The sequence below is a fragment of the Streptomyces sp. NPDC055506 genome, from assembly GCF_053643595.1.
In genome coordinates, this window is sequence record NZ_JBSHKH010000001.1 from 115,331 (window position 1) to 134,363 (window position 19,033).

The 19,033-nt window shown below is 66.1% G+C and carries 19 protein-coding genes and 2 pseudogenes; 17 read left to right on the forward strand and 4 right to left on the reverse strand.

Features of this window, described 5'->3' with window-relative positions; all coding sequences use genetic code 11:
- Positions 1-104 precede the first annotated feature (104 nt).
- Positions 105-485: a hypothetical protein gene (locus tag ACWIF2_RS00520; protein WP_454357799.1), complete on the forward strand. Its 381-nt coding sequence runs from the start codon at positions 105-107 to the stop codon at positions 483-485.
- A 121-nt stretch (positions 486-606) separates the two neighbouring features.
- On the opposite strand, the gene ACWIF2_RS00525 is transcribed toward ACWIF2_RS00520, so the two are convergent.
- The 3 genes from ACWIF2_RS00525 to ACWIF2_RS00535 form a co-directional block, all read right to left on the reverse strand.
- The gene (locus ACWIF2_RS00525; protein ID WP_454357854.1) at positions 607-1,428 is read right to left on the reverse strand and encodes a DUF317 domain-containing protein; all 822 of its coding nucleotides are present in this window, start codon (positions 1,426-1,428) and stop codon (positions 607-609) included.
- 41 nt (positions 1,429-1,469) lie between these two features.
- Positions 1,470-2,426, reverse strand: a complete 957-nt coding sequence (locus tag ACWIF2_RS00530) for an IS481 family transposase (protein ID WP_454357800.1) — start codon at positions 2,424-2,426, stop codon at positions 1,470-1,472.
- A gap of 109 nt (positions 2,427-2,535) precedes the next feature.
- A complete protein-coding gene (locus ACWIF2_RS00535; RefSeq protein ID WP_454357801.1) occupies positions 2,536-2,889 on the reverse strand; it encodes a DUF317 domain-containing protein in 354 nt (117 codons plus the stop codon).
- 302 nt (positions 2,890-3,191) lie between these two features.
- On the opposite strand from ACWIF2_RS00535, the gene ACWIF2_RS00540 reads away from it, so the two are divergent.
- The 10 genes from ACWIF2_RS00540 to ACWIF2_RS00585 all read left to right on the forward strand — a co-directional run bounded on the left by ACWIF2_RS00540 (position 3,192) and on the right by ACWIF2_RS00585 (position 9,829).
- Positions 3,192-3,422, forward strand: a complete 231-nt coding sequence (locus ACWIF2_RS00540; protein ID WP_454357802.1) for a hypothetical protein — start codon at positions 3,192-3,194, stop codon at positions 3,420-3,422.
- Positions 3,400-3,912 carry a DUF6879 family protein gene (locus tag ACWIF2_RS00545; RefSeq protein ID WP_454357803.1) on the forward strand — a complete coding sequence of 171 codons (513 nt, stop codon included), beginning with the start codon at positions 3,400-3,402 and terminating at the stop codon, positions 3,910-3,912. Before ACWIF2_RS00540 ends, ACWIF2_RS00545 begins: the two co-directional genes overlap by 23 nt.
- A gap of 26 nt (positions 3,913-3,938) precedes the next feature.
- Positions 3,939-4,784 (forward strand): helix-turn-helix domain-containing protein, encoded by an 846-nt coding sequence (locus tag ACWIF2_RS00550; RefSeq protein ID WP_454357855.1) that lies wholly within the window; start codon positions 3,939-3,941, stop codon positions 4,782-4,784.
- A 95-nt stretch (positions 4,785-4,879) separates the two neighbouring features.
- Positions 4,880-5,266 carry a hypothetical protein gene (locus tag ACWIF2_RS00555; RefSeq protein ID WP_454357804.1) on the forward strand — a complete coding sequence of 129 codons (387 nt, stop codon included), beginning with the start codon at positions 4,880-4,882 and terminating at the stop codon, positions 5,264-5,266.
- Entirely contained in the window at positions 5,263-5,805 is a 543-nt protein-coding gene (locus ACWIF2_RS00560) for an NUDIX domain-containing protein (protein ID WP_454357805.1), read from the forward strand. The genes ACWIF2_RS00555 and ACWIF2_RS00560 overlap by 4 nt, the downstream gene beginning before the upstream one ends.
- A 389-nt stretch (positions 5,806-6,194) precedes the next feature.
- Positions 6,195-6,995 (forward strand): diaminopimelate epimerase, encoded by an 801-nt coding sequence (gene dapF, locus ACWIF2_RS00565; protein WP_454357806.1) that lies wholly within the window; start codon positions 6,195-6,197, stop codon positions 6,993-6,995.
- Positions 6,992-8,086: a D-alanine--D-alanine ligase family protein gene (locus ACWIF2_RS00570; RefSeq protein ID WP_454357807.1), complete on the forward strand. Its 1,095-nt coding sequence runs from the start codon at positions 6,992-6,994 to the stop codon at positions 8,084-8,086. The genes dapF and ACWIF2_RS00570 overlap by 4 nt, the downstream gene beginning before the upstream one ends.
- Before the next feature lie 36 nt (positions 8,087-8,122).
- Entirely contained in the window at positions 8,123-8,647 is a 525-nt protein-coding gene (locus ACWIF2_RS00575) for a C39 family peptidase (protein WP_454357808.1), read from the forward strand.
- On the forward strand, positions 8,647-9,009 hold the full coding sequence (locus ACWIF2_RS00580) for a glutamate ligase domain-containing protein (protein WP_454357809.1): 363 nt from the start codon (positions 8,647-8,649) through the stop codon (positions 9,007-9,009). Before ACWIF2_RS00575 ends, ACWIF2_RS00580 begins: the two co-directional genes overlap by 1 nt.
- A gap of 289 nt (positions 9,010-9,298) precedes the next feature.
- On the forward strand, positions 9,299-9,829 hold the full coding sequence (locus ACWIF2_RS00585; protein ID WP_454357810.1) for an SMI1/KNR4 family protein: 531 nt from the start codon (positions 9,299-9,301) through the stop codon (positions 9,827-9,829).
- Between the two features lie 53 nt (positions 9,830-9,882).
- Here ACWIF2_RS00585 and ACWIF2_RS00590 read toward each other — a convergent pair.
- A pseudogene (locus ACWIF2_RS00590) lies at positions 9,883-10,176 on the reverse strand (transposase); the annotation flags it as partial.
- A 336-nt stretch (positions 10,177-10,512) separates the two neighbouring features.
- On the opposite strand from ACWIF2_RS00590, the gene ACWIF2_RS00595 reads away from it, so the two are divergent.
- From ACWIF2_RS00595 to ACWIF2_RS00620, 6 genes and pseudogenes are all read left to right on the forward strand, one after another.
- Positions 10,513-11,040: a hypothetical protein gene (locus ACWIF2_RS00595; RefSeq protein WP_454357811.1), complete on the forward strand. Its 528-nt coding sequence runs from the start codon at positions 10,513-10,515 to the stop codon at positions 11,038-11,040.
- A 350-nt stretch (positions 11,041-11,390) separates the two neighbouring features.
- A complete protein-coding gene (locus ACWIF2_RS00600) occupies positions 11,391-13,592 on the forward strand; it encodes a hypothetical protein (RefSeq protein ID WP_454357812.1) in 2,202 nt (733 codons plus the stop codon).
- An 83-nt stretch (positions 13,593-13,675) separates the two neighbouring features.
- Positions 13,676-14,368, forward strand: a complete 693-nt coding sequence (locus ACWIF2_RS00605) for a hypothetical protein (RefSeq protein ID WP_454357813.1) — start codon at positions 13,676-13,678, stop codon at positions 14,366-14,368.
- 434 nt (positions 14,369-14,802) lie between these two features.
- Positions 14,803-15,159 carry an effector-associated constant component EACC1 gene (locus ACWIF2_RS00610; RefSeq protein ID WP_454357814.1) on the forward strand — a complete coding sequence of 119 codons (357 nt, stop codon included), beginning with the start codon at positions 14,803-14,805 and terminating at the stop codon, positions 15,157-15,159.
- Positions 15,160-15,208: 49 nt separating this feature from the next.
- Positions 15,209-17,920: a caspase, EACC1-associated type gene (locus ACWIF2_RS00615; RefSeq protein ID WP_454357815.1), complete on the forward strand. Its 2,712-nt coding sequence runs from the start codon at positions 15,209-15,211 to the stop codon at positions 17,918-17,920.
- Between the two features lie 907 nt (positions 17,921-18,827).
- Positions 18,828-19,007 (forward strand): annotated as a pseudogene (locus tag ACWIF2_RS00620) (phosphorothioated DNA-binding restriction endonuclease); the annotation flags it as partial.
- Between the last annotated feature and the right edge of the window lie 26 nt (positions 19,008-19,033).

The window sequence follows — 19,033 nt, forward strand, 5'->3', positions numbered from 1 at the left end:
GCCGAAACGGGCGAAACATAGCCGACGATCGCCGGTTGGCCAATCCGGCGATCCTCCGGACCATTGATGCCTCCACCCACCCCACTCCCGCGAGGAGCACCCGTATGCCCAAGACCCAAGCCCGGCCGGAGATCGTCGTCCTACTCTGCGACGCGGACATCAAGCGCCTGCGTGAGACCAACACGTGGCACCACCTCGACGGGCGCCCGTTCAGCGAGGAGGAGCAGAGCCTCGTCCTCGGGGCCACGCGCGTCGAGTTCGAAGAGATCGAGTCACAGCTCAAGCGATACCAGGAGTACCGGCTCACGAGGGACGACGCTCCGGATGCTCTGCAGCGCTTCCTGGCCCCGTTCATGGAGCGGCTCGCCGAGAAGAATCTCGGCAACGCCGTCGAGCTCATGAACGAGGACGAGCGAGCCGAGCTTGATCGCCTCCTCGGCCGCATCGTCGCACCGGTCCGTTCCTTCGCCCCGTACGCCTTCTGACCCGGGCCCGCGCCGGCGCATGTCCAACCCCAGACCGTGACGCCACGAGGACGCCGGCCAAGGCACAGCAGCACGAAGCCGGGCCCCCTGAGGGGACCCGGCTTCACTGCGTTGGCTGGCCTCAGCTGGCTGGAGCGCGCAGGAGCCGGTCGTGTGTGCTCTCCGGCAGTACCCGGCGCAGCACTGGCGCGCTGGAACTGAGGGAGCCGACGAACGCGGCGACGAGATCGTGCGGCACGCTGGCGCCGAAGGAAGCCGCCCACAGGTAGCCCGCCCCAAGCACCGGCTCGGCCCACGCCTGCCACCCACCCAAGGCCGCCTCGTCCGCCTCAGCCACCAGCCCCAATGGGTCGCCATCCTGGATGAGGGGCGGCACCTCGCCGAGGCGGACTTGAGAGGAGAAGGTCGGATCGACCGCTCCCGTGCCGGGCTCGTCGACGGCACGCAGCCAGCCGTGCGCCGTCACCGCGTCGAGAACCAACTCGGGTCCACCAAAAGACAGAGCAGGTTGATCGCGGGCGTCGAGCGCGGTGAGGAAGGTACCGAGGACCTCTCCGGGAACCTCGGGGGTGAAGTAGGCCGACCAACGGGCGAGCGGGCTGCGCAAGTCCGAACGAGCGGACACATGCCAGGCGATCGGCAGGCTTCCCAGGTGAAACGGCTCGTCCGGCAAGACCCATTGCGCCCTCCGCAGGGAGTCGGGACTGATGTGCAGGACGGTGCTGCGCAGCACCTGACGGTCCTCCGGCGCCTCGTCCGGCTTCTGGCGCCCGCGGACGATCGTCAAGCTGGTCCAGCCGAGGCCGGCGAGCGTGTCGGCGACGGAGTCGTACAAGCGTCCGTCGTCTCCGGCCAGGCACCGGGGGCCGACCCAGTACGCGGACGGAACACTGGCCGGGGCAGAACGGCCGGACGGAAAGTCGGGATGCAGGTATGCCTCCAAGAGCATGGGGATCTTGATGCCGGCGCCGACTCGAACTGCCTCTAGGTGTATTGACCCGTAGGGTTGTTCACGCGGGTGATCGGTGGTTGGCCGCCGAGTGCGGTGTGGCTGCGGTGGTGGTTGTAGGTGTGCAGGAAGTCTGCTAGGGCCAGGGTGCGCTCGGTGTTGCTGGTGTAGGGCCGCAGGTAGGCCCATTCGTCGAGCAAGGTGCGGTTGAAGCGTTCGACCTTGCCGTTGGTCTGCGGCCGGTAGGCGCGGGTGAGCTTGCCGGTTGCGCCGAGGTCGGCCAGGGCATCGCGCCAGGCGAAGCTCTTGCGGTAGGGCCAGGCGTTGTCGGTCAGGACCCGCTCGATCCGGTCGATACCGCGCGTGGTGAAGAAGGCCGCCGCCCTGCGCAAGAAGCCGACGCAGGTCGCGGCCTTCTCATCGCTGTGAATCTCGCTGTAGGCGAGGCGGGAGTGGTCGTCGACGGCGGAGTGGACGTAGTCGAAGCCCATGTTGCTGCGGGTGGCGCGGCCGGCCTGGCGGCCCAGCACCCTGTGGCCGCCGTCGTCGGGGATCCGGCCGAGCTTCTTGACGTCGATGTGGACGAGTTCGCCTGGCCGGTCGCGTTCGTAGCGGCGGATGACCTGGCCGGTCGGCCGGTCGAGGAACGCCAGGCGGTTGAGGCCGTGGCGGGCCAGTATCCGGTGCGTGGTCGAGGCGGGCAGGCCCAGGATCGGTCCGAGACGTGCGGGCCCGAGCTTGCGTTCCTGACGCAGGCGGCAGACGCGGGCCTCCACCGCTGCCGCGGTGCGGTGGGGTGTGGTGCGTGGGCGGCTGGGCCGGTCGTGCAGTCCTTGTTCGCCTTCGTCCCGCCAGCGGCGGACCCATTTGTGGGCGGTGACGCGCGAGATGCCCATTTCCGCTGCGACATGCGCGATCGGGCGGCCGGTGCGGACACGCTCGGCCAGCAGCCGCCTGCCATGAACGGTCAACCGGGCATTACGGTGGGACACGAAGACCTCCGTGCGGTGCAGTCCTAGACAGCTCCACCACACCGGAGGTCTTCGCCATGATCAAGCCCGCCCACTGTTAACAACGCTCGTGATCAATACATCTAGGAACTCACACCTGCTGGGAGGTCTCCAGCACGCGAGCGACTACGGCAGCGACGACATCGGCTGGCGTCTCGGTGTCGAAGGACATCTGGTAGCCGCGCACCTTGGCCGTACCGGTAACGGCGATCTTCCACCCCTCGCCGTTGGTGCCAGGTCGTCCGAGCGGGAACCACCCGAGGTAGAAGCGACCGTCCTTCGAATTGACGTGCACGTCCGCGCGGTCGTCCACGACCAGCTGGAAGTCCTCGGCGGAGAACTGGTCCATCACGACTGTGGCCTGGCCCGGGCCGAGTAGCCACTCACGCAGCCGCAGGGCCTCGACGGTGGCGGAGAATCCGGGACCCGATGACACCTCAGTCACAGGCAATCACCTCTTTGACCTGGTGCTTTGCAAGAAGGTCGTCCAGGTTCACATGCCGCTGCGGCGTTGGCCAGTCAAACCTGGATCTTCGCTGTCTGCCCCCGGCGAACTGAGAAGCGGAGGCCAGAGGCAGTCAGCAGAATCTGGCTACTGCGGACCTCTGTCTGCTCCACCACCGTGCTGCTACCCGATCCGGGAGACATCACGAAGCCATGGCAAGTTCCGGCAAGTTCCTGGCCCGACAGCCCCATCACGGGCAAGCTCGGGCACAGAGATCGTTACCGGCATCCGAGGAGGACATCATGGCCCTGCGTAAGCTCGGCAAGGACCCGGAGAGTCCCAGTGGCGGCTCGCCCACCATCTACCTCGACGAGGAGAAGGACAACTACCTCGTGCAGGGGTGGAAGGTGGAGGACGCCGAGCGCCTCCGCCAGATGGACATCCCCGGTCACGAGTCGGTGGTGGAGATCCCCCGGCGCATGGTGCAGTTCTTCCTGGAGGTGAAGAAGGATGACGAGGACTCCGACGTTTGAGGAGCTGTTCCGTGACTGCCAGAGGACTGCGGTCCACTTGGAGATGCGCGACGCCTACATGAAGTCGGACCCGGCCTTCATCGACTGGAAGGCCGGCCGGAGCCTCGACCCCGCCGAGCGCTGGGCCGACTGGCACAGCCTCGTCACCGCTGCCACCTCCCGAGGCGTTGAAGTGCGCCGGGCGCGGATCGTCTCGACGCCCGTCAGCGAGTACATCCGCTTCGAGTACGACGTGACCGACGGGCTGAACATCGCCGCCGGCGAAGAGGTTCGCTGGCTCTCGCGCCGCAGCGCGACGGACCTTGCACTACCGGGCAACGACTTCTGGCTGTTCGACTCCAGGCTCGTCCTCGTCAACCATTTCGACGGCGAGGGAGAGAACATGGAGGTCGAACTGACGGAGGACCCGGAGGTGGCGAAGCTCTGCGAGTCGGCCTTCGAGGCCGTGTGGCAGCGGGCGACGCCCCACGCGCAGTTCCAGCCGGCCTGACGGTCGAACGGCATCCCCGCACCGAGATGACATCACCCTCCTCGAGCGTCCAGGAAGCCCGCAAAGCGCTGGGACAACGCCTGGCCGAGATCCGGAAGGCGGCTGGACTCACCAAGCGATCGCTGGCCCAGACCTTGGGTTGGCACGAGTCGAAGGCTTCGCGCTTCGAGAGCGGCGCCCGCGCGCCCTCGGAGCGCGACCTTCGCGAGTGGTGTTCCGCGTGCGCCGCGGAGGGTGAGGCAGAGGATCTCATCTCGACGGCCCGTGGAATCGAGGGCATGTATGTCGAGTGGCGCAAGATGGAGCGTCATGGGCTCAAGTGGGCGCAGGAATCTGTGGTTCCCCTCTGGGAGCGCACCGAGCGTTTTCGCATTTACTCGCCGTGGCTCATCCCCGGCCCCGTGCAGACGGCCTCCTACATCACCGCTCTTCTGACCTCCATTCGTGACCGCCGAGGGCTTATCGACGATGTGCCGGCGGCCGTCAAGGTGCGCGTGGAGAAGCAGCAGGTCGTCTACGGGAAGCACACGTTCGCCATTCTCCTGGAAGAAAGCGTTCTGCGGTATCGCATCGGCGGTACCGACGTGATGGCGGGCCAACTCGGCTACCTCCTCAGCGTCATGGCGCTCCCATCGGTGAGCATCGGCATCATCCCGCAGGATGCAGACCGTTCGGGGCTCTGGCCTGTCGAGGGGTTCTTCCTGTACGACGACGAGCTGGTGAACGTCGAATTGATCTCGGCACATCTCAGCGTCGTCCAGAAACACGAACTTGCCATGTATGCCAAGACCTTCGGTGAGCTGGCCGAACTTGCCGTCTACGGCCCCGCAGCGCGTGAAATCATCACGGCGGCCATCGATTCTCTAGGGTGAACGTCGGGCAAGTTCGGGCACATTCATAGAGGCTCGACCACCCCTCTTCTTAGCTTTGTCATCACGGCAGAAAGCGTGCTCCGGAGGGGCCAGTGATGACTTTGGCAAGTACGGGCAAGAGGGGCGAGACAGCCGAGGACGCTGAGGGCGCCGACACCCCCATCGACGTGGATGCGATCTCCTCGCAGACCAACACCGTCCTCGGCCAGGAACTGAGCACCACAACCCGCGCGGCAATGGACCGCCAGGTGCCGGCGATCGCCCATCACCTGAACCGGTTGCTCCGCGAGGACCTCGGCGCGGAGGACGACAGCGAGGTGCGCAGCCTGCAGCGCAGAGGGACCAGGCTGGTCGACCTCACCAACCGGCCGACCGCGGAGACGCCGGCCTTCGGGACCTACCTCTACCTCCGAGATGTCGCCCTTCTGACGCGGCGACTGCTGTGGGTATACGCCGAGCGGAACGGGCTGGATGCCCCGTGAGCGTCAGGGACGACCAGATCATCCGGGAGCTCTCCCGCTACCTCCACGAGTACCCCTCCGACAGGATGGCGCTGCTGCCGGTCTACGACGCGGCCCGCGACCACTCGCAACGCCGAGCCTGCACCCACGACCAGCGCTGCCCCCTCGTGGTCACAGGAGCCGTCGTCGTCGACGAGCACAATCGCGTCCTGTGTCTGCGGCACCAGGGAGGCTATGCCCTCGCGGAGGCGGAGCCAGAGGAAGCGGACGGCTCCCTCAGCGAGGCGGCCCTGCGCCTGCTGGCCGAAGAGGTCGGCATCCGGGACGTATGGACACAGCCCGGCACCGAAGGGCCGTTCCTGGTCGACGTGGCCAGGCCGGGGCAGCACAGGTACGGCTCTCGCCTCCGGGTCGGCATCCGATACCTCTTGCGGTCCCACTCGGGCGCCGTGTTCCCGACGGCGATCGAGACGGGCGCGGCGGCATGGGTGCCCCTCACAGAGATAGGCATCGTGTCAGTCCGCAGTCGCGTGGAACGCCACCTGATCGGAATCGGATGAGCCCCCGAAACCAACAACTCGCCTACCTGGTGAGCCTCCTCGCACTCGGCGGCTCCCTTTTGCTCGGCATCTGGAGGGGCTGATGCATGAGCGCAGGTCCGAGGAGCCGCCCTCCATACCGCCACCTCCTCGCGGAACCGTAGGAAGCACCCGGCCCCCGAGCGATGTCCGCATCGGTGACTTTGTCTACCTCGACGGCGCGTACCAGCGAGTCCGGGACATGCGGTCAGCCGGCACCGCAGCCCACCGCGTACTGATCTTTGCCCGGCGGGCCCCCTGGGTCATGCGAGAAGCCCGGACGACGTACCGGCCCATCAGCTTGCGTTGATCACCCGCCCTGTTCGGGCGGCGCATCGTCACTCTCACCTCACCATGCGAGGAGCTTTGCCATGCGCTTTCGCAAGATCCATGGCGCCGGAAACGACTTCATCCTGCTCTCCGACCTCGTCCCGGACAACGACAACGAGTGGCCCAAGGAGGCGGAACGCCTGTGTGCCAGGCGTACTGGCGTAGGTGCGGATGGCCTGGTCGTCAGCAGGCTTCTCAGCGACAGCCCTGCCGTCCTCGAAGTCGCCTGCTTCAACGCGGACGGCTCGGTCGCCACCATGTGCGGCAATGCCCTGCGGTGCTCCGCCTGGGCCGCTCACCGTGATCACGGCTTCCAGCGGATGAGTCTCCACATGGCCGGCGTGGTGCACGAAGCGGTCGTGTCTGACGGCTCCGTGTGGGTCACGGCCGAAGTGGGCGCGCTCTTCCCTCGACGCTTGCAAACCGTCATCAACGGCAGGCCGACCTGGTTCGACAGCGCCTACACCGGCACCGAACACGTCGTAGCCATCGTGGACGACGTGGACGCTATCGACGCGGTCATGGTCGGGCGTCTCGTCCGCCACCACGCCGACCTTGCCCCGTTGGGGACGAACGTCAACTTCGTCCAGTCCGCCGGTCAGCAGGCGCTGAAACTCCGCACCTACGAACGCGGCGTAGAGGCGGAAACCCTGTCGTGCGGCAGCGGGGCAGTCGCAGCTGTCGTCGTCGCCACGATGCGCGGTCTGGTGGCCCGACGCGCCGTCACCGTCCACAACCGGGCCGGGGAGCCGCTCACGGTCCGACCGCACGACGCCCGACCGAACCGAACTCACTGGGTCAGCGGCCCGGTGACCCACACCTTCGAAGGAGTACTCGCATGACTCTCTTCCTCAGCCCCAGCTCGGACCTCGCTGTGCAGAAGGCCGCTGAAGCCCTTAGCGAGTGGGGCCAGAGCCGCCAGGGCCTCGGCGTCGCGCTCGTCTATGGGCCCGTTTCCGCCGAGGACAGGCTCTACCACTCGAAGTGCCCCGCCGAACAACGCTCGGTCACCGCCCTAGCCGAGGCGCTGGAGGAGATCGGCACCCGCTGGAAGGTGCTGAACCCGTGCGAGCCCGACTTCATCATGGAGCTGGCCGAGTACGACGTGGCACTATCCAACCTGCACGGCCCGTACGGCGAGGACGGCCGGCTGCAGGGCCTGCTCGACTACCTGCGTGTCCCCTACTGCGGCAGCGGAGTCGGGGCTTCCGCAGTGGCCGCCGACAAAATCCTCTGCAAGCGGGTGATGCTTACCCTCGGCGTCCCCACGCCCGGCTGGCACGTCTGGTCCGGCGGCCCCGTGACCTGGAACGGGCGACCCATCATGGTCAAGCCGCCCTTCGGCGGATCCAGCGTGGGCATGAGCCTCGTGCGCGATCCGGCAGACCTGCCCAGCGCTCTCGCGGACGCCGCCGGCGACGAGCGCACGCCAGTACTCATCGAGGAGTACGTGACCGGCACGCCGATGACTGTGGGGCTGCTGGAGCTGCCGGGCGGCTCGGTCGTCGTCTTCCCGCCGCTGGCCACCCTCGCCACCGAAGCCGACTTCTACGACGCCGACACGAAGCTCGACGTGGACTCCAGGGGCGCTGTAACCGTGTGCGCCCCCAACCTGGGGCCCGCCGTGCTGGACAAAATCACCGCGCACGCCCGGACGCTGTGGGACGGACTCGGGTTGCGCAGCTCGGCACGCATCGACTTCATCCTCACCGAGGACAGCGAGCCATATGTGCTGGAGGTCAACACCACACCGGGCATGTCCCGCGACAGCAACTTCGCGGTAGGAGCGGCGATGGTCGGACTCACGCATACGGATGTCGTATTGGCCATGCTCCACGAGGCCCTGGCCCGCCCGCCATACGATGTCCCCCTGCCCACTCCCGCGTTCTCCAGCACCACACCACTGACTCGGGAGGCTGCCGTCTCGCCGTAGGAGCCAGCCACTGTGCCGCGAGTCCACGATGTCCCCATGTGCCGTCAGCGCATCGACCCCACCGAGTGGGACCTGCACGGCGGTTGGGCACTCGGAGACAGGATCGAATGGTCCAACCGGGCGTGCGGCCTGGCGTCACTGAGAATGATCCTTCTCGCCTACGGGCGCGAAGCACCCACTGTCACGGAACTCCTGAAACTCGCGGTCAAGAATGAGCTCCTGACCCCGCGTGGAGCACTCCACGCGGGGATCGCGAGCCTAGCGAGCGACCTCGGTGTCCCCTCGACCGCCGAGCCCGTGCCCGTCGCAGACCTGACGAGGCGGCTCGACCACGCCCCGCTCATCGTGTCCGTGACCGAGCAGTTGCCTGACGACGGCCGCGCAGGTGGCCACCTCGTCATCCTTCGTGGCTACGAGGACGGTACCGACCCGACGATCCACTTCCGAGACCCGTCGGCCTGGGGCCAAACGCACGATCGAGTCCCCCTCAGCCGTGTATCCGCTTCCTACACCGGCCGCGCAATTACTTTCGCGCCCCTCATTCACAACGGAGAGTCTTGATGACCGAGGCAGACGGCGACACGACCGAGGCCGCCGCCGGCCGGAGGATCGCCGTACTCGGAGAGATGCTGGAACTGGGCGACGAGTCCGTCGAAGCCCACCGAGAGGTCGGGCGCATGGCGGCCGAGTACGGCGTCGATCTCGTCGTGGCAGTCGGCGACGCTCTCGCTAAGCAACTCGCTCTCACGGCGGGAGCGGCAGGCGTACCGGATATCGCGATGGTCGGTGACAACGCAACCGCCGCCGCTTACTTGGAGTCCATCATCCGCCCCGGCGACGTCGTGCTTGTGAAGGCGTCCCGCGGCGGACAGCTCTGGCAGATCGCCCAAGCACTCGCCGGGCAGCCCATCACGGGTTTGTGACCGACTACTCCGACCTGCTTAGGTCATACCCTCGGTCAAGACGTCCCGGTGCAATGGAGCTACTCAGCTGGGTGACCCTCAGCTGAGTCGGCGACAGTGCCTTGAAGTGGCGAGGTCTCGCCCTGCCATGTCGTAGTCAACGCCCAGGCGCGGCCTCGTCATCGCCGCGGTCACCTAGACCTCGTTCGCCGACTCGACTGGCACACCCGAGCTCATGTGCATCGGGACCGGGGTCGTTGAAGCTCCTATAGATCGTCAAGCTGGTCTGCTGAGTCCATAGGATGCGTTTGTGGCTCGGTTTGACGAGGTGAAGGCGACGTTCTGGGGCGAGGGCCCGTATGGGGTTCAGCCACAGCTAACCGCCGCGGTCGTTCAGGATGCCGAGCGCCAGCTCGGTGTCCGTCTGCCGGCCTCGTTGCTGGAGGTTCTGCGGGTCCAGAACGGCGGCCTAGTGGCGGAGCTGTGGAACGCGTTCCCGACGGGCGTGCCGACGTCGTGGAGCGAGAACCACGTTCCGCTCGACGACATGATGGGCATCGGCCGTCACGACGACCAGCTGTCCTTGCTGGACTCGCCTCACTTGGTTGAGGAGTGGGGACTTCCTTCACCTCTGGTTCTGCTCTCCGGTGATGGTCACTGCTGGATCGCTCTCGACTACCGGACACGTGGAGAGCTCGGGGAGCCGTCCGTGACGTGGTTCGACGTGGACGGCCACACGGAGCTCCCGCTGGCCGTGGACTTCACGACGTTTGTCGAGCGGCTAACTGCGGCCGCGTCGTTCGGCCTCGATGACGCGGACGAAAGCCGATCAGCGTCGTGATCCGGCTCGGGCCAAGCCTGCCGCGTCCAGAGTGTTTGCGGTCCTGAGTACCTGTAGACCTCTCGGGCGACGAACCTCTTCAGACAGCGCATGATGTCCTTGGTGGACATGCCCTCGGCTGTGCGCCTGGCCACGTAGCCCCGTGTTCGTTGGTCGTGTTGCATGCGGACGAGGACCATGGTGTAGAGGGCGCTGCTGGCGTGGCGGTCTCCGCCGCGATTGATGCGGTGCCGGTTGGTGCGGCCTGACGAGGCGGGGACCGGGGCTGCCGCACAGAGGTGCGCGAAGGACGCTTCGGACCTGAGCCTGTCGGGGTTGTCTCCTGCGGTGAGCTGAAGCTGGCCGGCCGGAGAAGCGGTTGCAGTTCTACAAGGCTGGCAGGAATGAGACACGACGTACCTGCGAACAGCTATCGAACATCGTGCTCTTCCAGCCGTAGATCGACGCGAATGCAGTAAGGGAAACACACCGACAGACCCCTCACTCTCTGCCAATGACACATCGGCCCCGTGTCAACACTGCCTCTTCGGTCACTTCGATACACGACCAGTTTCCTCTCTGTCCTCGACAAAGATCACCCTCGTACGGTGAATCCCGTTTTTGTCTGCGTAAGTGCCAGTCGCATCTTCCAGTGGAAGGTGCGACCGCCTCGCAGACCCACGGGGCAGGGGGAGGACGCACACATGGATCCGTTGGCATTTCCCGTACTGGCCGGGACGCTGCTGACCGAGGCGGTCAGATTTCTCTTCGACCGAGCGAGTGCGGTGTTGGACCGGCGAGCAGGTCGAGTGCCGGTGGAAGAACCGGAGCAGGTTCCGGAACAGGCACAGCCCCTGCTGGTCAGGGCCTCGGCACTCACCGACGAGCGCGTCGCACGCATCACTGGGTCCCACGGTGCGCTCCGCGTCTACCTGTCGCGGCCTGATTTCCTCGAGGGCGATGACACCGAACTGCGGGAGCTTCTGGGACTCCTTCGCCGGGACTTGGAGGAGGTGTACGGGCGCAGCCTGCCCTTCGGCGATGAGAACGAGGCAGACCGGCCCGCGGTGGAGGTGGCGCAGCGGGCCGACTCTCTTCAGGGCAAGCAGGTCGGCATGCGCGTCGGCGGTGACATCACGGAACGCGGACGGGCACGCATCGTCCAGGAGGCCGGGACCGTCGAAGAGAGAGGGGAACAGGTCGGCGTCGAGGTACAAGGCACCATCGGCTGAGGCAGGGCGGCAACAACATGACCTTCGATGACAGCCGTACCGGAGAACGCCCGCAGCAGACAGTGCCTCCGTCCCAGGAAAAGGACGGCCGGGAGGACGAGCAGCCGACAGTCCGCATTCATCCCACGCCGGCGCCGCAGAATGCGGGACCCGGACGACCGCCCAGCCTGGCGGAGCTGCCGCCACTGCCTCCCGTGCCGCCCAGCATCACTGCGTTAACCACACCACCGGCACCCGGAGCATCATCAGAGACCAGGGCAGCCGAGAGCGCCTCTAACGCTGGCTTCTCCCGGCGGCCACCAGTGGGAGTACCGACGCCAGACGCGGTTGAGGCAGTCGGACAGGCCGCCGTGCTGCAACGGGCCTTCAACAACTACGGCGAGCAGATCGGCACGAAGTACGTGTACGAGCAGACTCTCGACTCGCACGCTCCGATCTCACCCGAGTACCTAGCCGTAGTCCGCGAGGTATACGCCGAGCCCCATGGTGAGGACCGACTGGCGCCGAGCCCTTTCAAGCAGGCTCTTGAAGCCCTGCGTACGGCAAGCTCCGTGCTGGTCATCAGCCGCCCGCCAAACAGCAGCCGGACCTTCACCGCCTACGCGTTGTTCGCTCATCTCCTGGACGCCGGCGTCATCGCCGAGGTGCGGCCGCTGTCCTTCGGCGGCTCCAAGTACTTCCCGACCAGACGCCTGCCGCACGACCGTCATTGTGGCTACCTATTGGAACTTCCTCCCGACGAAGATGACTTCGCAGTCGACGACTCCTTCGGAGGAAACCTCAACAAACTCGTCGAGCGGCTCCAGCGACGTGACTGCCGACTGATCATCCTCACCCGCCCCGAGCAGTGGAGGCGCATCGGCCACGGGGCGCCCCACGGGGTCGCTCCAGATCTCGGAGTAGTGCGTCCGCGCGACATCGGCGAACGGTGGCTTCTGGCACAGGAAGCCGACTTGCCAGCTGCCACGTGGCTCGACCACAAGGACATCAAGCCGCTCGTTGGCAGCCAGGCCCCGACCGATGTGCTCAACCTCGTGTACCTCATGCTGGAACAGCACCGGGCAGCCCAGTCAGCCGCCCGGGCTGACCCCGACCCGGAACAGACGCTCAGGCACAAGCAAGAAGGCTCTCCTCGCCTGACGTTCGAGAAGCAGGTGGCCAACGTGGTGGCCGCTCACAGCAACTGGGAGGACGCGCTCTACCTCTGGCACGAGCCCGAGGGACGCGCCCGTACCAGTTTTGAACGCAACTTCCTGCTGGCTGCGGCTGTTCTGCGCGGCGATCCAGTCGGCCATGTGTACGCCAAGGCCGCGGAACTCACCCAACAACTCGACGACGTGCCAGTCGAGGTGGAGGGACAGCGGGAACCCGGGGTTATCGCCATGACGAGGGCAGTCGAAGCACGACGCAAAGACGACGGCACCCTCACCTTCACTCGCCCGCACTGGGACGACGCCGTCATCGAGTACTTCTGGAACGATCGCCCCCTGGCTCGCACCGCTTTCCTCGGATGGCTCGCACATGCACCCGTCATCGATACCAGCGCGAGCAAGGAAGCGCTGGAGATCATCAGCAAGGACGGCCGACTTGCCTTGGCCGAGCGCGTGGGTCAGTTCGCTCTGAGGTGGGCCGTTCGGCATCGTCGTCAGACTCCGCTGGAACGGATCGTCGAGGAGTGGTACAAGCACGGGACGGCCAAGGAGCTGTGGTCCCTCGCCGTTGACCTCCTGGACTCCGCGGCCATCCATGCCGCCAGCGCGCCGTACATCCATTCCATGCTGCTGGCCTGGTCAAGTCGGAGCCAGCCTCACCTGCAACGCGTTGTCGTAGAGGTCTGTGCGGGCGCGTTCGGTCGCCGACATACAGCCAAGGCGCTGCGTCGGCTCAGGAATGTGGCCGCGCAAGGTCGTCCTGACGTGATCGACACGCTGCGTGAGGCGGTGCGGGTCCTCTGGGAGGACGCCACCGTACGGCAGATGCTGTTCGGGTACGTCGTCGATTGGTGCAAGTCAGAGAAGACTAGCCAGACCGTCGGGCACCGCACGTTCAGCGCGCTGGCCCTGAATTCCGCGGCCGAGGCATTTGGGCTTCCTCCGCTCCTCCAAGCCATGGCTGAGGACAGCCCCGACGAGGAGGACGCCTTCCGCCCCACTGTGCAAGGGCTCGTGATCGGTTGGCGCACCCTGCTCCGCCAGGCCGCAGGGCCGACAGGGGAACGAGACCTCGACAGGGCCGTCTTTACGTGGCTCGATGCAGCGTTGGAACGGCACGATCTCAAGTCCGTTGTCTTCGAAACCCTGCGCCAGACCGTGAACGTTCCGGGGTCCGAGGGGCCGACGCTTCGCGAAACTCTGCGCACTTCTGCTCAGTGGTGGGTTCAGGGACAGGACCGCCCCTACTCCGAGGAGAAGGAAGACCTCAAGCGCGAACTGTCCGCCCTGCTCGACCAGGACCTCATCGCCCGGCGCAATCAGCCGATCGGGGTTCATCCCTCATCGCCAGGTGCACCAGGTGATGCGTCCCAGGCCGATGCGGAGGCCGACGCGGCATGAGACGCCGTCCCACCAAGGCACCTGCCTCTACGGCTGAAGACCAGGCCAGCTGGACATCCGTCTTCACGGACTGCCTCAGGAGCATGGATCCAGTACTGCGCTTCACCACGGAGATCCGGGTGATCTGGCGCCGCGCCAGCGTCACCGTGCCGACGAATCGGCACACAGCACCGCGCCTTGTGAGAAGGGAGATCGAGAAGGCTGCCGAACGCTGTGACGTCCTCCGTCCCGGAGCCGCCGAGCAGGACATCACCGCTGCCATCCAGGCACAGCTGCCTCTCGCTGCCGAGGGTGTCGTGGTCACCGATGTCCAGGTGCACATCACCGTGGAGGACGCCGTCCGGGAGGCTGCTCTCCGCACTGAACACCTGCGGCAAGAGTGCCAGCGGCAGGAAGAACGCATACGACGCGACCACGAGCTGGACGACCTGGCCCGGCGGCAGGTCCGGGCACGCGAAGCGTTCCTCCGGGAGGAGATCCTCGCCAACCCGGCAGCTGTCCGCCTTTACGGACTGCTGGAGGGAGCGTCGAAGCACTGGTCCCGACTCGGGGGCCCGCCGGCGGGCACTGACCTCGAAGACCTGGTGCGCGAGGTCCGGCAATGGCAGCCGGGGGAGCAATGGGTGACAGTCGCCCAGCTACTCCACGGCTTTGTCGCCGGCCTGACAGAGGAAGGGCGCAAGGAGCTGCTCACGATCCTTGCCGATGCTGTCCGAGCCTTCGGCGACGAGAGCACGGCCCACCGTCTCGCCCTCCTCTCGGGCGAGGTTCGGTGAAGCGCTCTGCGCTGCGCTGGGCTCTTGATCCCGTCACCAGTTCGTTGGCTCTGTGGCTGCGTGTACGAGAGCGTGGCCGTTTGTCCTATGACGCCGCCTGGCGTCTTGCCCGAGTCATGCGCCATCCGGATGAGATGGGCTACCGCCTCCACGGGCATCGCAGTGACGACACGTAGTCGGGATCGGTCTTGCATCGCTTGGCATGCACGAGGCAGGTACCCCCGGCCGGAACTGATTCAGCACACACGAGGCCGGGAAACCCCTGAACACGCGAGAGCCGGGGAAGGGTTTTCCCCCAGGTCAGGCGCATAACGTCGACAGTCTCGAAGGTCAATGCCCTGCTCAATACGCCGAAGCCCCAGTCCGTCAGGAACCAGGGGCGTCGATGTCGACGTCTGTGGACCATGAACGCAGGGGACGGAAAGGGAGGGATCATGCGGGTTCAGATCAGTGTTGAAGGCGTGAACGACCGTGAGCAAGAGGCCGAGCTGAGATCTCTGCACAGTTGGCTTCATTCGGACCGGCACACGAGGCGCCTCACGGCCCCGCAGTTAGGGGCAGCGGACCCACCCGTACCAGGAGCACAGGGGTCGGTGATCGATGTCCTCTCACTTGTGCTCGGTTCAGCCTTCAACGCCGCGACATTGGCTCTGAGCCTGATCAGCTGGCGTGCCACACGACCGCAGCAGCCCATCCTGACGGTTCGCCGACCCGACGGAACAACCGTCGAGATCAACACCGGCTCGCCAGAGGAGGCACGCGTTCTCCTCGAACGGCTTGGGCTCGACTAAGCGCGGCCGAGTGGTGGAGCATCTTCCCTGCCCTGAACGTTCACGGGCCGTGCTCGTCGGCGCCAGTACCTACTCCCACCTGGACGATCTGCCCGCCGTGCAGGCCAACGTGCCCGCCCTGAGGGCGTTGCTGTGCGGGCCCGACGCCCCGTTTCGAACGGAGAGCTGCGCTGCCCTGGTTGACCCGGCCACCACCGTCGAGGTGTCGAAGGCCGTGCAGAAAGCAGCACGCGAGGCGACCGACACACTTCTCATCTACTACGCGGGGCACGGTCTCCTAGACGACAAGGGTGACCTGCACCTGGCCGTACCGCAAAGCGACAATGCTTCCGTCTACGACACCGCCGTGCCCTACGACTGGATCAGGCGCCCCATCGAGTCGACCGGAGCGGCCCGCCGCATCGTCATCCTGGACTGCTGCTACGGCGCACGGGCGTTCGGCGTCCAGTCCGAGTCGGTCATCGACCTCGCGGAGGTGGACGGCACCTATGTCATGGCCGCGGCGAGAGAAACGGCCGTAGCTCTCTCCCCGCCAGGGGAGACCTTCACGGCCTTCACCGCCGAACTCATCGAGACCTTGAGCAAGGGTGTGCCGGGTGCGGGCGAGCTACTCGACCTCAACGTCATCTTCCGAAATGTACGGGGACGCCTGAAGGCCCGGAGCCGACCCACGCCGCTGGACCTGGACCGCAACAGCCTGGGCGCAACCCCCTTTATCCGCAACAGCGCCTATGTGCCTACCGAGCCCCCGAGTGATGCACAAAACGACATGCTCCATGTCCTGGAGTCGACGCCACGCACAGCGACAATCGCCCAGCTAGTGGCATCGGTGAGCCTCCTGAGCGAGAAACGCACGGCCACCGCTGGCGACCTCGTCCGTACAGCTCTCCAGGTACGAGCAGTCGCTGAACTCGCCCCGTTTCTGGCTGCTCTCTTCGAGGCCGGCCTTCGTGCTCCAGCCGAGGCCGCGCTGCCGACCCTGTTCTTGACCCGGCCTGTGGAGGAAACCGCTCATCTAGTGGACCTGTTGCACGCAATGTCCGCGGACGAGTGTGTCGTCAGTCTGCTGCAGCTTTCCGTGCGGTTGCAGCCGACCCAGCAGGCTGTCCAGTTTGCCGAGGCTCTGTGCCGAGCGGACCTCGCCGAACACGCGCGGGTGCTCCTCACAGGTTTCGCACTGACAAGGGACGTGTCGGAAACTGTCCAGTTGATGCAGGAGCTGGCCCATGGTGAGTTGACCGATCTCCTTATCGGGATTGCACGATCCGTCTCCGAGCGCCGCGCGACCTCCGACGTCACGGCGATGTTCCTTCCACTGTATGCGGATGGCATGCAGGACACTGCGGCCCTCCTTTCCCAGATCATCGCGGAGAGTCGCAGCGCCATCGATGCCGCCGAGATGATCTCCGTGCTCGTCAGGGAAGGGCACGAACACGAAGCACGGCAGATATTCGCGGTCGGTATGAGCCAACGCGGCCCCGAGTACCTGGCGGAACTGGTCGCGGCCTTGCAGTCGAATCGGCTGGCCGACGCCGCTGCCACTGCCCGGTTCCTGGCAGTACAGCGCTGGCCCACAGAGGAAATCTCTCAGTTCATCGCACATTTGCTGGCAGTTGGCCAGCACCAGCACGCGCTGGAGGCAGCAGTGGACACAGCGCGGGAGCGGACAGTCGAGGAGTTCGCCTCCATCACCTCGCACCTCACCCAACTGATCGCCGACCAGACCATGGGCGAGCTGCTGGACGACGCGGCCCGAGCATGTTCGTCCAGTCAGGCCGCCTACCTGGTGACCAAGCTAGACGCCGCAGGGCAGGACGGACCGGCGGACCGAATCTTCTGGCTGAGCCTCCACCGCCCCGCGGGCCACGCCGCCGGAATGCTCCGCCACCTGGACCATGCGGGATCACGGTTCCTCAGCGACTCCGAGCTGTCCGATCTCTCGCAGACCCGCCCGCCCAGTGACCTTGCTCGGCTCGCCGTGGCGTTGGAGCGTTCGCTTCCGCACAAAGCGGAACTGCTGCTCAGCATTACCGGACGCCCCGTCCATCAGGTGGCCACGATGGTGGACAGCCTGGAGAAGGCTGAGGCCAACACCCTGTCCAACAAGGTACTCAGGGCGGTCGTCGCCGAATGGAGCATGACGGCACAGGCACAGCTCGTCATCGGGCTGGAGGAGCGTTCGCAGATCGGTTGCGCCCAGTACCTGGAGCAATGGGCGTCCAGTCAGAAGGACTTCACCGCCGCCCTGCGCACCGCACGGAAGCAGACCAAGCCCGCTGAACCCCGGTGGCCGTGGTGGCCGTGGTGGCGCTTCGCCTACCAGCCATCAGCGCACACGCACACGATGTACGTCGTCAAACGCGACGAAACCGTCTCTGACATTGCCAAACGCTATGGCGTGCGTCAGGCGGGCATCCTCGACGAGAACGACCTCCGGGTCCCGTACACCATCCGCGAGGGGCAGGTCCTGAGTATCCCCCTTCAATCCGACCGCAGGAACTCCATGGTCCCGGCGTTCCCACGGCGCCTTGCGCCCGGTCGCATCCACGCGGACGTCGTACAGTTGCAGAAACTTCTGAAGCGGGCCGGATACCTCGACCAGCTCGTTGTCGAGAGCGATCGCTACGGCCCCAAGACCTGCCAGGCGGTCGCCAGACTAAACCGGGAGCACCTCCTGGGCCGGCCCCCCACCCCCAACGATGATGCACGCATCACGCAGAAGGGCTGGGACATCCTGTTCCGCCTCGCTAGAGGTGGGTGAGGGAAGAAGCCTCCCGTTCTCCCTGGCTCGGCGCTTCGGCTGAGTCGGGACAGGATGACGATTCCGTCAATCCCGTCGCGACCTCGGCGAACCCCACACCAAGACCAGGGCGGTCCCCTCCCTGTGCCATTGGCGCAGGGAGGGTGCCGTGAGGGACGGATTCAGCACATGAGGCCGGGAAGCCCCGTGAACGCTTGAGAACTACGGAGACGAGTATTCCCAGGACAGACGCCATGCAGTCGATATTTGCGCTGGTCACAGCACCGCCCAAGGGAAACTCCTAAAGCGAGTGTCGAAGGTTGGGTTCTGCCAAGACACAGAGAAACACCTAGGTAATGGGCCATTCGCCCGGCGGACGGGAGAGGCCACCGTCCGCCAGCCCGTCCGCGAGCAGGGCGAACTGGCCGGACGCATGCTCCTGGAATTCCCCCGCGGCAAGGAGACCGACCAGGACGTCGTCATACCTACCCAACTCGTCATCCAGGGCAGCGCGGCGCCACCGCATCCGTGATCGCGACCGCACCATGCTCGCGTGCGGATCGAAGAGGCGGTTGCGGAGAGCAATGTCAGTAGTCGTCCGTAGCGTAGTGGTACGAGAACCTCGGGAGGCTACGGGCATGAATGCGAGCTACTACCGCAGTCAGCTGAAACGCAAGAACAAGGCACGCACTGACGCGGAGAAGAAGGTCAGCGAGTGTCGCCGTAAGGAGGCCGCGGCCCTTGAGGTCCATGCCGACCGCTGCAAGACCGGTAGGCCACATCTTTCGGGGCTCGACTTCGACTGCCGGCCGGTCCAGCTCGCACGTGGCTGCCGCAAGGGCCTCCGGAGAGACGGCGGGATCGAGCCAGGGCCCGGATGGGCCTCCCGCTGCTTCGCGCCCCAGGCGTACCGCTGCGCGTCGTACAGCGCGTCCTGGTCTCCCAGCGCTTCGTCGGCCGCAGCTCGGCCGCCCACCAGCACGTCACAGCGCTCTCCGGCAGCCCCCTCCTCGGCCCTCAGCCGGGCGCCCGCCCCGTCGCCGCCGACCACCGCCCCGGGCACACCAGCCAGGTCCACGGCGATCCACGCCCGACCGTACCGGCCTGATGGAACGCAGCAGGAGCCTGACAGGT

Bases quoted from the DNA above. Each gene is read 5' to 3' on its own strand.
- ACWIF2_RS00520 (WP_454357799.1), top strand. From the start codon at position 105: ATGCCCAAGACCCAAGCCCGGCCGGAGATCGTCGTCCTACTCTGCGAC.
- ACWIF2_RS00540 (WP_454357802.1), top strand. From the start codon at position 3,192: ATGGCCCTGCGTAAGCTCGGCAAGGACCCGGAGAGTCCCAGTGGCGGC.
- ACWIF2_RS00545 (WP_454357803.1), top strand. From the start codon at position 3,400: ATGACGAGGACTCCGACGTTTGAGGAGCTGTTCCGTGACTGCCAGAGG.
- ACWIF2_RS00550 (WP_454357855.1), top strand. From the start codon at position 3,939: ATGACATCACCCTCCTCGAGCGTCCAGGAAGCCCGCAAAGCGCTGGGA.
- ACWIF2_RS00555 (WP_454357804.1), top strand. From the start codon at position 4,880: ATGACTTTGGCAAGTACGGGCAAGAGGGGCGAGACAGCCGAGGACGCT.
- dapF (WP_454357806.1), top strand. From the start codon at position 6,195: ATGCGCTTTCGCAAGATCCATGGCGCCGGAAACGACTTCATCCTGCTC.
- ACWIF2_RS00570 (WP_454357807.1), top strand. From the start codon at position 6,992: ATGACTCTCTTCCTCAGCCCCAGCTCGGACCTCGCTGTGCAGAAGGCC.
- ACWIF2_RS00575 (WP_454357808.1), top strand. From the start codon at position 8,123: ATGTGCCGTCAGCGCATCGACCCCACCGAGTGGGACCTGCACGGCGGT.
- ACWIF2_RS00580 (WP_454357809.1), top strand. From the start codon at position 8,647: ATGACCGAGGCAGACGGCGACACGACCGAGGCCGCCGCCGGCCGGAGG.
- ACWIF2_RS00595 (WP_454357811.1), top strand. From the start codon at position 10,513: ATGGATCCGTTGGCATTTCCCGTACTGGCCGGGACGCTGCTGACCGAG.
- ACWIF2_RS00605 (WP_454357813.1), top strand. From the start codon at position 13,676: ATGGATCCAGTACTGCGCTTCACCACGGAGATCCGGGTGATCTGGCGC.
- ACWIF2_RS00610 (WP_454357814.1), top strand. From the start codon at position 14,803: ATGCGGGTTCAGATCAGTGTTGAAGGCGTGAACGACCGTGAGCAAGAG.